This is a genomic window from Paenibacillus sp. FSL L8-0435, from assembly GCF_037965655.1.
In the GTDB taxonomy this organism is placed as follows: Bacteria; Bacillota; Bacilli; order Paenibacillales; family Paenibacillaceae; genus Paenibacillus.
On record NZ_CP150185.1, the window covers coordinates 272338 to 285260 of the forward strand.

Annotated in this window: 7 protein-coding genes and 1 riboswitch; of the genes, 4 read left to right on the forward strand and 3 right to left on the reverse strand. The window is 47.3% G+C overall.

Features of this window, described 5'->3' with window-relative positions:
- Positions 1-11 precede the first annotated feature (11 nt).
- Genes NST33_RS01270 through NST33_RS01280 form a run of 3 tightly spaced genes read left to right on the forward strand, consistent with a single transcriptional unit; the run spans position 12 to position 4653 of the window.
- Positions 12-2351, forward strand: a complete 2340-nt coding sequence (locus NST33_RS01270) for a histidine kinase (RefSeq protein WP_339306462.1) — start codon at positions 12-14, stop codon at positions 2349-2351.
- Complete coding sequence (locus NST33_RS01275) at positions 2352-3950, forward strand: ATP-binding protein (protein ID WP_339306464.1); 1599 nt, start codon at positions 2352-2354, stop codon at positions 3948-3950.
- Between the two features lies 1 nt (position 3951).
- Positions 3952-4653 (forward strand): response regulator, encoded by a 702-nt coding sequence (locus NST33_RS01280; RefSeq protein ID WP_339306466.1) that lies wholly within the window; start codon positions 3952-3954, stop codon positions 4651-4653.
- A 116-nt stretch (positions 4654-4769) separates the two neighbouring features.
- On the opposite strand, the gene NST33_RS01285 is transcribed toward NST33_RS01280, so the two are convergent.
- A complete protein-coding gene (locus NST33_RS01285) occupies positions 4770-6071 on the reverse strand; it encodes an alpha-glucosidase/alpha-galactosidase (protein WP_036616368.1) in 1302 nt (433 codons plus the stop codon).
- Positions 6072-6273: 202 nt separating this feature from the next.
- On the opposite strand from NST33_RS01285, the gene NST33_RS01290 reads away from it, so the two are divergent.
- Entirely contained in the window at positions 6274-7101 is an 828-nt protein-coding gene (locus NST33_RS01290) for an AraC family transcriptional regulator (RefSeq protein WP_339306468.1), read from the forward strand.
- A gap of 77 nt (positions 7102-7178) precedes the next feature.
- Positions 7179-7371: riboswitch (cobalamin riboswitch) on the forward strand.
- A gap of 720 nt (positions 7372-8091) precedes the next feature.
- Here NST33_RS01290 and NST33_RS01295 read toward each other — a convergent pair.
- Together NST33_RS01295 and NST33_RS01300 are read right to left on the reverse strand one after the other, a co-directional pair.
- Positions 8092-11106 carry a DUF5704 domain-containing protein gene (locus NST33_RS01295; RefSeq protein ID WP_339306470.1) on the reverse strand — a complete coding sequence of 1005 codons (3015 nt, stop codon included), beginning with the start codon at positions 11104-11106 and terminating at the stop codon, positions 8092-8094.
- 382 nt (positions 11107-11488) lie between these two features.
- Entirely contained in the window at positions 11489-12775 is a 1287-nt protein-coding gene (locus NST33_RS01300) for an S-layer homology domain-containing protein (RefSeq protein ID WP_339306472.1), read from the reverse strand.
- Positions 12776-12923 lie beyond the last annotated feature (148 nt).

The window sequence follows — 12923 nt, forward strand, 5'->3', positions numbered from 1 at the left end:
GAGATGGACGGATGGAAGACAGCTTCAAGCGCAAGTCACCGGAAGAGATGCTGAAGATGATTACGAAACTGCAGCAGGGTACGCTCAAAATCTACATCGGCCCAGTCAGCGGATCGGGCAAAACGTATCACATGTTACGAGAAGGGAATACGTTGCGTGAGCAGGGCATTGATGTGGTTATTTGCGCCGTCTCCACAATGCGCAGACCGGAAACGGTGGAGCAACTTGGCGTACTCGAAAGAATTCCAAGCATTCACTGGGTGCGCCAGAATGATGATGTAGAGATGAAGGATCTGAACTTGGATGCACTATTAGCGCGTAATCCGGAGGTTGTGCTGGTGGATGGTTTGGCACATCGCAACAGAGAAGGCGCTCGCTATGCTACCCGGCTGGAGGACATTCAGTTCTTGCTCCGAAACAACATCAGTATCATGACAACGGTGAATGTGTATGAGCTGGAAGGTTATACAGAGCTGGCACGGCAACTTACGGGGATCGCAGCAGAATATACGGTGCCTGCCGATACATTGGAGCTTGCGGATGAAGTGAAGTTGATTGATGTCACGCCGGAAACCATACTGAGCCGTCTGGCAGAAGGTCATCTGAAGGGGCATGAGGGAGAAGCTGTGTTCCGTCAAGGCAATCTGGGTATTCTGCGCGAACTGGCCCTGAGATTGGTTGCGGAAGGGGTGAATGAATCCCTGCGTGAGCATCGAGAGGAGATGGGAATTACCGTCACAACAGGCATCATGGAACGGATTCTGGTGTCTACACAATATCACTGGAATGGCTCCATCTATATCCGGCGTGGGCAACAGATTGCCAAACGGCTGAATGGTGATTTGTGCGCCGTTGTTTTCCGGAATATGAAGCAGCCATTAACCAAGGAGGCAACCGTATTTCGGCGCAATATGATGAAGCTGGTAGAGAAGTTTGGCGGCCATATGGAGGAGTTGTCTATATTACACCGTCGCAACATCCCATCTACGCTGGCGCGTTACGCAATGGAGCACCAGATTACCCGCATTGTGATGGGACACTCCCGGCGTACACGCTGGCAGGAACTGTGGCAAGGGTCCGTTGTTAACTCGTTGCTGCGCAGATTACGTGGTGTCGACCTGTTTCTGGTTGCTGATCGAGCGGCCCGGGAGGGTGAACGTGTGGTTCCGGCTAAAGTTAACGATGTGGAGTCACTGACATACCGCAGACTAAGCGAGCAGGAAATGAAGGAACAGATTGGTCAGATTCAGCGCGGCACATTCAAAATATATATCGGAGCCGCACCAGGTGTAGGCAAAACCTACATGATGCTGCGGGAAGGCAATGACTTGCTCCGCAAGGGCATCGATGTGCAGATCGGCTTGCTGGAGACACATGGGCGGGCGGAAACTGTGGAGCAGAGGGGTCACTTGTCTGTGATCCCTCGCGCACAACGCGTTTATCAGGGAACTCGTCTGGAAGAGATGGACACGGAAGCCATTCTGCATCTTTGCCCAGAAGTGGTGCTTGTGGATGAACTGGCGCATACGAATGTACCCGGGAGTGTTCGGCAAAAGCGTTATGAAGATGTTCTGCTCCTGCTGAATGCAGGCATCTCGGTGATTACCACAATGAACGTACAGCATCTCGAAAGTCTGAATGATGCCGTTGAACATATTACCGGTGTTCGTGTCCGCGAGACCGTACCCGATCGGATCATTCAGATGGCGGATGAGGTGCAGTTGATTGATGTGGCGCCCCAGGCCTTGCGGCAGCGCATGAGGGAGGGTAAAATCTATGCAACTGCCAAGGTCGAGCAAGCCCTTGCGAATTTTTTCAAAATCGGCAATCTGATTGCCCTGCGAGAACTTGCCCTGCGCGAGCTGGCGGACGATGTGGATGAACGGCTTGAAGCACAGCAGGCCAAAATTGCACTTCGAGGACCTTGGCGCAGACAGGAAGCAGTCTTTGTATGTGTAAGCAGTGATCGTCATGCCGAGCGGCTGATCCGGCGCGGATTCCGCATGGCTTTTCGTCTAAAAGCCATCTGGCATGTACACCATATCCACATCGGTGAGTCCATGAGTGACGAAGTGAAGTGCCATCTGGAAGCGTTGGAGCAGCTGACGATTCGGCTTGGTGGTCAATTTCATATTCATCACAGTCCAAAGCTGCGGGATGTACCTGAGATATTGGCCAGAAAGGCATCGGAGGCGCGAGCAACCCAGTTGGTGGTCGGGCAGGCAAGACGGATGTGGTGGCTGAATGGCTACCGCGGCTCAGGTTCGGTGGTCAACCGACTTGTACGCTTGTCGCGGCATCTGGATGTATTAATCGTTGCAGATTATGATTATGAACTGAGCGGGATGTGAATGATTTTGTCTGAACGAATAAAAAAAGAAACGCCGGCTGCCCATGGGAAAAGGGTACCGGCATATGCATATGTATGGGTGACCCTCGGGGTGACACTGCTAACTTTGCTGTTTCATGCCATCGGCATGAGTGGTGATCTGGTTAATGTTGGGCTTGTATACCTGTTTCCTGTCTTGGTGAGTGCCGTGTACTGGGGAATGGGACCAGCTGTATATGCTGCGAGTATTAGCGTTATTATGTTTGACTTCTTTTTTGTACCGCCATATCTGAGCTTCACGGTTGAGGATTTGAGATATCTCATCTCCTTTGTTGTGTATCTTGCGGTGGCGATCCTGACAGCCAGTCTTGCAGGTCGATTGCGACAACAGCTGGAGATGGTAAAAGCACGTGAAGCTACGACTAACTCCCTGTACGCATTGAGTCGTCAGATGACAGCCATTACGGATCTGAATGCGTTGCTGGTTAATATTGCAACCCAAGTATCGCTTACCCTGGGTAAGCCGGCCGCTGTGTATCTTCCAGATAAACAGGGTGATCTGCTGGTTACAAGCTCTTCCGCATCAGAAGGAGATAAGGATGGGTGGGGGAATGGAGAGTCGGAGATTGCCATTGCCAAATGGGTATATCTTCACGGACAGATCGCCGGTAAGGGATCATCCACTTTGCGGGAATCTACCGGACTTTACGTGCCGCTACGCACAGAGGAGCAGATTCATGGCGTGCTCGCCGTGAGCATGGACGCTGGTGAGGTTCATGAGCAGCAAGAAGAGCTTCGTCTGTTGGAGGCATGCGGCGGACTGGCCGCAGGTGCCATTGCCCGAGTGAAGCTGGCGGAAGAGGCAAGATTGGCGCAGATCACTGCCGAATCAGAGCGCATACGCACAGCGTTGCTGGATTCTGTTTCTCATGAATTGCGTACGCCCCTAACCGCCATTATCGGCTCGGCTACGGGATTGTTGAAGAATGATACTCTTTTTACACCCGATGATCGGAGAGAATTAACAGGCAACATTCGGGATGGAGCCTTGCGTATGAATCGTCTCGTCACAAATCTGCTGGGTATGGTTCGGCTGGAGAGCGGTATGTTGCAACTGAACCGGAAATGGTGTGACGTGGAAGATATAATCAGCGTTGTACTGACACAGGTTCGGGAATTCAGTCTCAATCGTAATTTTCAAGTTGAACTTCCTGATGATCCGGTGTTCATTTACGGAGATGAAGTATTGCTGGAGCAGGTACTGGTCAATATCGTCAGCAACGCCATCAAATATTCACCTGATGAGAGCCGGATTGTCATCACTGTGACGAGTGACAAGAGTCCAAGTCAATTGACGATCATGGTGGCTGATCAAGGCATCGGTATACCGGAAGCAGAAAGAACACGTATATTTGATAAGTTCTATCGCTCAGAGTCTACTCAGCATGTCACCGGGACGGGGCTTGGTCTGGCCATCTGCAAAGGCATTGTGGAGGTCCATGGAGGTACCATAGTAGCAGAGCCGAATCTGGGCGGGGGAACGAGAATACGCATAGATATCCCCATGGAGGCTCACGGACCGCGGTTTCCCTATTCAGAACAAGGAGAGGTTGAAGAATAACATGAACGTACCACTAGGGGCTCGCATACTGGTGATCGATGATGAGCCGCAGATTCGCAAATTGCTCAAGGTCACCCTTCAGGCACACCAATTTGAACTCCACGAGTGTGAGGATGGCGAAGAGGGCGTTATTCAGGCCAGTATTGTACATCCGGATCTGATCATCCTGGATCTCGGTTTGCCGGGCATGTCCGGTATGGAGGTGCTTCGCCGGATTCGTGAATGGTCACAAGTGCCGATTATCGTGCTGACAGCGAAGGATCAGGAGGGGGACAAAATTGCCGCGTTGGATGGTGGTGCAGATGATTATGTAACCAAACCATTCGGGATGGGTGAGTTGGTCGCCCGTATTCGGGTGGCGCTGCGTCATGTAGCCAAAACGACGGATGAGCCCATACTACGCTTCGGATCACTCACGATTGATCTGGCCCAAAGGCAGGTGGAACTGGAGGGGGCTTTGGTCAAATTAACCCCGACGGAATATGAGATGCTGAAGGTGCTCGCCTCGAATGCAGGGAAAATAATCACTCAGCGTCAGCTTTTGCAGCAGGTATGGGGAGAGCATCATCATGAGTCTGACAGCCATTATCTTCGGGTATATGTGGGACATCTGCGTAAAAAATTAAATGAAGATCCGACAAATCTCCGATATATTCAGACGGAGCCGGGCATCGGTTATCGCTTTTTGCTCCCTGCCGAATAAGGTTCGATGGAGCGGGACACTTCTTAACCATGATGTGATGCACATTCAGCGGGTGAGCACTATGGAACGAACAAAACACCGTCCCCTTTTGCAGCAAAGGAAACGGTGCTTTTATATTATGACGTGTATTTTGGCAACCAGTCGCCGTGAGCCTCAATCAACTCATCACACATGGCTACGATGTCATCGATAGACAGTTCTGCAGCTGTGTGTGGATCAAGCATGGCGGCATGATAGATATGTTCTTTTTTGCCAGTGATTGCCGCTTCAATCGTCAGCAGTTGCGTGTTGATGTTTGTCCGGTTTAGTGCCGCGAGTTGTGGAGGCAGATCCCCAATGTACGTAGGGCTGATTCCTGATCCATCGACCAAACAAGGTACCTCAACACAAGCCTCGCGAGGCAGGTTGGTGATCAGTCCGTTGTTCATAACGTTTCCGCCAATCTTGTACGGGTTATTCGTCTCCATCGCTTCGATAATATGCGATGCGTATTCACGGCTGCGGGTATGTTCAATATTTTCGCTGGCAAACAGTTTGGTACGCATCTCTTTCCAGCCTTCAATCTGGTTCACACAGCGGCGTGGGTACTCATCCAGTGGAATGTTGAAGCGTTCGATTAGCTCCGGGTAATTCCGTTTGATGAAGTAAGGGTGGTACTCAGCATTGTGCTCGGAGGACTCCGTTACATAATAGCCAAAACGCTGCATCAGCTCAAAACGAACCATGTCATCATGCTGTTCCTTCTGTTTTTCCTTCGCGAGACGTTTGATCTCGGGGTACAGATCCTGCCCATCTTTGGTAACTTCGAGCAGCCACGCCATGTGGTTGATGCCTGCAATTTTGGCTACGACACCCGTCTGATCGATCCCCAGTGCATCAAAAAGATGCGGTACACATACCTGCACGCTATGACACAATCCTACGGTTTTGATCCCACCATGTACGTTCATGACGTTAGTAAGCACGGCCATTGGGTTGGTATAGTTCAGGAACCATGCATCCGGACATACTTCCTGCATATCCCGGGCAAAATCCAGCATGACCGGAATCGTCCGCAAGTTACGGAAAATTCCGCCGATACCGAGTGTGTCTGCAATCGTTTGACGCAGTCCGTATTTCTTCGGAATCTCGAAGTCCGTAATGGTGCATGGATCATACCCACCCACCTGAATGGCGTTGATGACATATTTGGCCCCGCGCAGCGCTTCTTTGCGGTCATGATATACGTTCACGACGCAACGACTTCCGAGTGAACGGGCCAGACTGGTCAACAAACGCTCTGAATCACTCAAGCGTTCAGCATCGATATCGAACAATGCCAGCTCAAAATCTTGCAGTGCTTCGGTCATCATGACATCACCCAATACATTTTTAACAAAGACGGTGCTGCCTGCACCGAGGAACGTAATTTTATTCATTTAAGTTTAGCCTCCCTGAAAAATGTTGTACCCCAACTATAGGCCGATTCGGCACATATAACTATGGCTCAAACCCTTTCAAACATGTCATAATCCCATTTTTGTTCCCGCTTTCAACTAATATGGAAGCACTTTAGCTGTTATAATATAAATAGATTGAATGAAGAGATAAGCGGAACGAAGTCAGGATGGAGGGCGAAGAATGAGTCGCATTGAGATGAATGTGGTTCGCGCAGGCTGGACACAGATGGAGCTGATTTTGTTGTTTTTCGGGTGGGAGGCATGTGAACCTGCGCATTATTGGGGACCAGGTGTACGTGATTCTTACATTGTGCACTACATCCATGAAGGACGGGGGATTGTGTACATGGGGGACCAAGAATACAAGTTGACTCAGGGACAGGGTTTTGTCATACTTCCGGACACGCTTATTCATTATGAGGCAGATCCAAAGGATCCCTGGACGTATTCGTGGTTTGGGTTCAAAGGTGTGCAAGCCAAGGCATTCATGCAACGTGCCCGATTGAGCCCGGAGCATCCAGTGTATGATGCCCGTGATACGAATACAATGGAGCACCTGTACTCAGAGATGGTTCAGGCCTCCACGTATTCGGGAGGGGATGTGATGAACCAGAGTCTCTTGTACCGCCTGATAGCGGAGTTGATCTCATCGTCACCGGTAGAGGAAGAGGAGGGACAGCTTCTTTCGAACAAAGAAGAGTACATCAGGCAGGCAGTTCAGTTTATGGAGAACAGGTACAGCCAGCGGACCTCCATTCTGGATATTGCCCACGCCGTGGGGCTGGATCGCACGTATCTGTCGGGATTGTTCAAAGAGCGATATGGCATGTCGCTACAGTCCTTTTTCCTGGAATACCGTATGAATCGGGCAGCCGAACTTCTTCAGAATCCAGGGCTGTCGGTCAGTGAAGTGGCACATTCGGTTGGTTATACAGACCCATTACTGTTTTCCAAGATGTTCAAGCGAGTGACGGGGGTGTCTCCAAAGGGTTCGAGAAATCGAGATTAGACGCATCTAGTGTTTCAAATTTAAAAGAAAAGTTTTGATCATTATTCGTCATCCCGCCATACTGATACAGAAGTGTAATTGAATATGTGGAACTTGGTGCTTTGCCCGTCAGGGTGGAAGCTTAATAGGGAAGTCCGGTGTAATATCGGCGCGGTCTCGCCACTGTAACAGAGGAGTCAGGTAGCGATAATCCACTGGTTTAGACCGGGAAGGAGCTGCAATGACGATGATTCTGGAACCAGGAGACCTGCTAGTTTTAACAAACACAGTAGTACCCTACGGGAGATAGGAAGGTGTTTAGAGAGCATGATTTTTTCTGAAAATTTATTTAAGGCGTCCTCATCCAGTAACACGGAGAGGGACTCTTTTTTTGATAGAATTTATAAGTTTTCAGCGGAGCTGTGGATGAAGAACATCATGGCACATACAAAAAGTTGTGGGGAAGGACGTTAGAGCGTTTGAGCAGATATATCGTTAAACGACTATTACAACTGGTAGTCGTATTGTTCGTCATCACGTTCCTGACGTTCCTGCTAACCTACCTGTCTCCTGGAGAAAGTCTGTCAGGATAATACTAATGTGCGGGTTTTCTTTATAGTCTAAGTAAGGTTATAAAAAGAGAATGATGCAAGAAGGGTTACCCCAGAAGTCCATAGATGACTTTCAGGATAACCCTTTTGTTGTATAACAGGCATGTTGTGTGTAGTTGGGATGTGACACTGGAATCACTTGTGAATGCTTTATCGTATGTGGTTCAGTACACCTATGTCATTCAGTACATCGTAGTTTTGTGAAGGCTGCATAGTATTTTATCTGGCCCCTCAGGGCTATTTCATCATATATTTATTGATTGCTTCATTGGGTGATTATCGCTTAACATCGCTTTATAGATATTCAGTCTTTGGAGAGGTACTTCGCATATAGACTCTTCTGTCCACATGTGGTTGGCTATATCTGCTTAGCCAGTCGTGCTGACATGAGAGATTCAAACTAGTGTGGTACTTGGGATTGGAAGTCATTCCGGCTGGACTGATCAGCATGGTAAAAGACAATATCGCCATCCTTCAACGGCCAGGTTCTGCCTTGACTGTCTGTTGACGTTTTGTTGAAACCTTCCATCTGCCATTGATTCATCAGTGGTGCTTGAATATATTGCAGATGAGGTGCATCTGTATTTCCATTCCGCAGGCTCTCCATGTTGAAGTTAACCACAATATAACCATTCTTTGGAAAAACATTCGATTTCTCATCCAGCTGATTTTGTCGAGCAAGAGGTTCGAGATCCGTACCTTTTGGTACGGCATATACATCGGCAGGTAAGCTGTATTCCCCGTACCAGCGCTGGATTGATGCATTGACCCGGTCCACGTTGACCCCGGAAGGAATGTCCGTTTTGGGTCCAATGAGTGTCCGAATTGGAGCAGACAGGATCATCCAGTCATAACGACCTACCCATGTTTTTTGATGAGAAGTCTGATCGACCAGGCGAACCATATGTTCTGCTAACGTACGCTGGCTGCGTTCTTCCGCTGTCAGTTCATAAGTATACTGATAACGCGCTGTATCGCCTAACTCTGTGCCGGGTACATTTCGAAGCCGGGAGTTCAGGACAACAAATCGTTTCTCCAGATCCTGTGCCGATCCGACACGGATCAGGCGTTCCTGACCTCGATGGTAGTACAGATCCACTTCTTGCCGGGAGGCCCCGTCTTTACTCACAAAAGCAAAAGTGGGTGTAATTCGAATACCATCCTGTTTACCAAACATATTGCCCTTGGTCTTGAGATCGAACTTAAAATGGTACCCTGTCTTCACAGTTGCATTAGCGAATCCCTGCACCGGATGGCTTCCTGGTCGAATAGGCAATACAAATGGAGCCAGGTTACCTCTTGGATCACCATCAATGTTATTCATCCCGGTCCAGTAGCTATAGCCCGTTGGTTCGGGACTGCCCAATCGCTTGCGAAATACATTTTCCCAATTGTAATCGGAGATATCAGTGACGTGAAAATCATATAACCTTCCGATGACATCTACTGGTACGGTGTCCGCAGCAACATGATGTGCCAGATTGGTATTGGCATCCTGTTGCTCGGTAATGTTTGCAGGTGCATTCTCTGCAATATTGCGGAATACAATATGGTATTTGCCTTCGTCTACCCATACAGGGAGATTGAATGTGGTGTCCAGTTGATTGACCGGAATATCGACCCATGTCTTGGCAGGAATAAACTGACTTCGATCTGCGTTGTAGACATCAAACGGGAATTGCACCTGTTTGATTCGAAAATATTTAGCATAGTCCCGATTCCCATAACCGGGATAACTCGCTGCGTCCAAGTGCTGTCCCGATGTGGGAATTCGCACAATGAATGGACGTTCCAGAATGAGTGCAGCACTGGTTGGGTCTGGTACGGTTTTCTGATTATGCGGCTGATCATCCGATACCCAGGCGTAGTTGACGACAGGGGTGTGCACCGTGACCGTGTTGATGCCGTTAATCGGTAATATTTTATTGGCGCCGCCATTCACGTTACCTGGTAGCAAATCATAATAGATCTCACCAGAGCTTGTGGTGTTTGCTTTATTCAGCAGGGAATTGCTGATCATATTACCCGGTTTGTACAGCACATCACGCCCAATCGTCGTTGGATTAGGAATGTTGGATGGCGTTGGCCCATCTTTGGTTGCTTCCACATCATTCATAATGGTTGTGTTGTTGAATTTCACCAAATCATTCTTCACTTTACTTTGAGGTGTGTTGGATTCAGCCATTCCTTTTAACCGTGATGTATCATCAGGCACACTGGGAGGTTGGTTCAAACCACCTGTTAATTTGGGTGGAGTATATGAGATTGAAGTGGTTTGCCCTGGTTGTACATGGCTTTCTACGGATTCATCATTTTTAGACTCCAGTGTTGGTGGTGTATATCCTGCAGGACTCATCGTAACGGTCTCTCCAGGCAAAGCATAATTGTCCATGGTTGCTTTAGCGATCTTGTATACTTCCAGATTGTTAATTTTCCAGTAGGAGTAGTCTCTTGTGATTTGGAAAGTGTATGGCTTGGGTACCGTGTCATTCGCGGGTACAGGCGGCCCTGGTGTACAACCATCATCATCACATATTTCTGGTCCAGGTACTGTCCATTCTCTGTCGTAAGAGATTGTGACATTACAGTTGTATGTAACTTTACCGCTCATTTTCGCCCAAGCTTGTTTAAATAGATAATTGTCAGCAAAGGCATTTGTGTAGAGTGACTCGGAAGTAGGGATCCCTTTTAATACATTGAATGTCTCATTACCTCTGTTATCTGACTTAATAACACCGTTGGCATTTGGATCGAGATCGTTCATGCTCATGATGGTTCCAGCAGAAGGTGGTCCAATCGTTGGCGTGCAACCTCCACCACCGCCTCCGTTATCGTCGCCCCCGCCCGTACCTGGGTTCTCTTCAACACCAATGTTTGTTGTGGTAGTTAACTGAAATCCATCTTTCTTCCACAGTACGGTGATGGTTGTAGTTCCCCTACTGACAGCTTGAACTAATCCGGAATTATTAACGGTAGCAACACCAGGATTGGATGATTCCCATGTCGTTGTACCCCCGCTGCCAGTGTTTACATTGGTCTCTGCTCCAAAGTTTCCATCTCCAGTTTTCGTTTTGACCGTTGCATTCAATTGTTTGGACTGGTTCAAGCTAAGTTGCCCGCCAGCGGTGAGGTTGATTTCTTTGGTTATTTCAACAAGACCTTTCCAGTAAAGATCTGTATTGAAGATGTAATCAGCTGACCATTTAGGTGGGTTATACTCTCTAGCAGCTGTTGCATTGATAACGCCGCCTATTTTCATTGTGAACACTGTTCTTCTACCATTGAAGGAGTCAACAGAAACAAGTTTAGGCATATTCAAATCTGCATTGTAATGTTGGGTGTCGTCCATATAATGAGGCGTTAGGGACACCTCGGTTAATTGTGATCGTGTATAAGGATCGCTGTTCTTATCCATATATACTGCAGGTTTGTATACTTCTTTATCAAGATCAAGATCAACACAAACTGTCGAAGAAACGGGACGATTTTTTGATGGATCGTTAGCTAGCAAATTATGATCATTAGGCCCACTACATACGCCATCAACACTCCATCTTAAATCATCAATTTGATAAATATAAATACCGATATTGGTCATTTTTTGTCCTTCAACAGGTATAACCTTTAGTTGAGATTTCGCTGGTGTTTCGGGTACCATATATTGAGGTTTTATTGCAGGTTTAGTACCAGGTCCGCCACCGGCGTGCACATATGAATAAGGTGTTAATACAGAGCAAATGGTTAGAGAGGCTATCAGTAATTTACTGATAGCTGTCTTTAAATTTAAATTTCCTATTTTATTTTGTATCGATGACACTAAAGATTGCCCCCTCTTTGGTTTCTAGGGTTACAGCTCTCGTCACCGATTGATTAAAATGTAACATTCCTTGTGCCCAATATATAGGCTTTTTAACTCCAAAGACTCCTCTATTCAAGGTGTAGTCTCCTGTTTTTGGAGCCTCATATGACAAAAATGATTTTGACTGTGGGGAAGCCAATGGATTAAAGGTAGCTGAATTAAGGAGACTTCCGGCTTGTGGTTGGTTCATGGATGCCGATTTAATGTTTAAATCAAACTCGACGAAAGAAAAATATCTATCGTTTTGGAGTTTTACTCCTTCATCTACAAAAACGGGATAATAAATGCTACGGTTATTGCTAGCGACATTAGTATCTACAATAATCCAATTCAAAACTTTAAGATCAGCATAATTTGTATCGGTAACTATTTCTTTGTTTCTAACTTTCGAAAAGTCATTAGTTACAACTTCATCGTACTTCTGATTGCCTGATAAAATAATTTTTCTTTCTGGTGTCTTCTGATACTTAGGCGCAATAATACTCAAATTCGTCCCCGTCAAACCCACTGCTCGCAGTTCATTCAAACCCTGGAAATCGGCAGGTTTTGTCTTGGCAACTGCTGCATAACGGGCGATCAATATAGCTACTTCAGCTCGTGTTGTAGTACGATCAACGCCAAATGTTTTATCGTTTGCGACACTCATCAGTCCTGTTCCCAGGGCAACGGCTACTGCATTTTTTTGAGCGCTTGCGAGTTTACCTGTGAAATATTCCTTTGCAGGCACAACGGTGTTGGTCACATCAGAGAGTGCTTGTTTGTACTCAGGATCAACCACGGTTAGCCCTTGCGTCAACCAAGTAGCCATTTCTCCTCGTTGAAGAGCGCCTTGTGCATCCAATTTTCCCTTGTAAGTAGAAGGGCTGATAAAACCTTTTGCTATAGCAATAGAGACGCCGTTTTTTGCCCACTCGGGTATGTCTGTGAAATTGTTTTGTTCTTGTGTTGATGCATTAGGCTGGTCGGATAAACGTCCCAGGATACTTGCCATTTCAGCTTTGGTGACCGGTGAGCTTGGTTTAAATGTCCCGTCGGCATACCCCTTGAAATAACCTTGTTCCACGGCCGAATTAATTGCTGAAGATGCCCAGTGTGTAGAAGGAACATCCTTGAATGTAGTTGCAGCTTGTGCGGCTTCTACAGAACTCCCAACGCCTCCAAAACCTACGATACCCCCTGTTAATAAAGCTAATGCCGTTACGCCGGAAATCATCATTTTTTTCATGAATTTTACTCCTCTCAATTGTGAATTTCTCTCCTTGATATGTACTTTTCAGGCTACTAGATACTAAATTTGTAATAATAATCAATATTCTACCATGTATAACTAGGCTGTTGGTATGATTTATCAATATATTCCCTCCTCTCCACCC

Bases quoted from the DNA above. Each gene is read 5' to 3' on its own strand.
- NST33_RS01290 (WP_339306468.1), top strand. From the start codon at position 6,274: ATGAGTCGCATTGAGATGAATGTGGTTCGCGCAGGCTGGACACAGATG.
- NST33_RS01285 (WP_036616368.1), bottom strand. From the start codon at position 6,071: ATGAATAAAATTACGTTCCTCGGTGCAGGCAGCACCGTCTTTGTTAAA.
- NST33_RS01300 (WP_339306472.1), bottom strand. From the start codon at position 12,775: ATGAAAAAAATGATGATTTCCGGCGTAACGGCATTAGCTTTATTAACA.
- NST33_RS01275 (WP_339306464.1), top strand. From the start codon at position 2,352: ATGATTTTGTCTGAACGAATAAAAAAAGAAACGCCGGCTGCCCATGGG.
- NST33_RS01295 (WP_339306470.1), bottom strand. From the start codon at position 11,106: ATGGATAAGAACAGCGATCCTTATACACGATCACAATTAACCGAGGTG.
- NST33_RS01270 (WP_339306462.1), top strand. From the start codon at position 12: ATGGAAGACAGCTTCAAGCGCAAGTCACCGGAAGAGATGCTGAAGATG.
- NST33_RS01280 (WP_339306466.1), top strand. From the start codon at position 3,952: ATGAACGTACCACTAGGGGCTCGCATACTGGTGATCGATGATGAGCCG.